2 protein-coding genes are annotated in these 517 nt (G+C 63.6%); one reads left to right on the top strand and one right to left on the bottom strand.

The genetic code is table 11. The features are described 5' to 3' along the window. A partial coding sequence (locus KIP88_RS46055; RefSeq protein WP_214494660.1) for a LexA family transcriptional regulator occupies nt 1-199 on the bottom strand: 199 nt, incomplete at its 3' end. Between the two features lie 38 nt (nt 200-237). On the opposite strand from KIP88_RS46055, the gene KIP88_RS46050 reads away from it, so the two are divergent. After that, nucleotides 238-517, top strand: a 280-nt coding sequence (locus KIP88_RS46050) for a helix-turn-helix domain-containing protein (protein WP_214494659.1), incomplete at its 3' end; no start/stop codon positions are given.

Genomic DNA, 517 nt, shown 5'->3' with positions numbered 1-517 from the left:
GGACGCCGGGTTGACGTCGGATGAAGCCGTTCCGTTCGAGGGTGACGATCATCTGGTGGACAGTCGGCGGGCTGACGCGGAAATGGCGCTGGATGTCGGCTTCGGCGGGCGGCTGTCCGAACATGTACGAATAGGTATGGATGAAAGCGAGGTAGTGCCCCTGCTTCTCGGTGAAACGCGCGCCTGATTTTTGACTCATCGTTGGATTCGTCCCGGCCTCCGACAAGGAGGCAAAGCATGAATGTACGTTATCGGGTCGAATTGAGCCAAGCCGAGCGCGATGAACTGACGGCGATGCTCGGCGGCGGCAAACACGCCGCCCGCAAGCTCAAGCGGGCGCAGATTTTGCTGGCGGCCGATAGGGGCCGCGACGAGGAGATTGCCCGGACCGTGAGTGTCAGCCTCTCCACCGTCGGCCGGACCAAGCGCCGCTTCGTGGAAGGCAATCTGGAGCGGGCCTTGAGCGAGGAGCCGCGTCCGGGCGCGGAACGCAAGCTGACGGGCAAGGAAGAGGCCC

Source organism: Bradyrhizobium sp. SRL28 (genome assembly GCF_018596315.1).
In the GTDB taxonomy this organism is placed as follows: domain Bacteria; phylum Pseudomonadota; class Alphaproteobacteria; order Rhizobiales; family Xanthobacteraceae; genus Bradyrhizobium.
The sequence above is the reverse complement of the archived record's forward strand: the minus strand, read 5'-3'. Positions and strand labels throughout refer to the sequence as shown.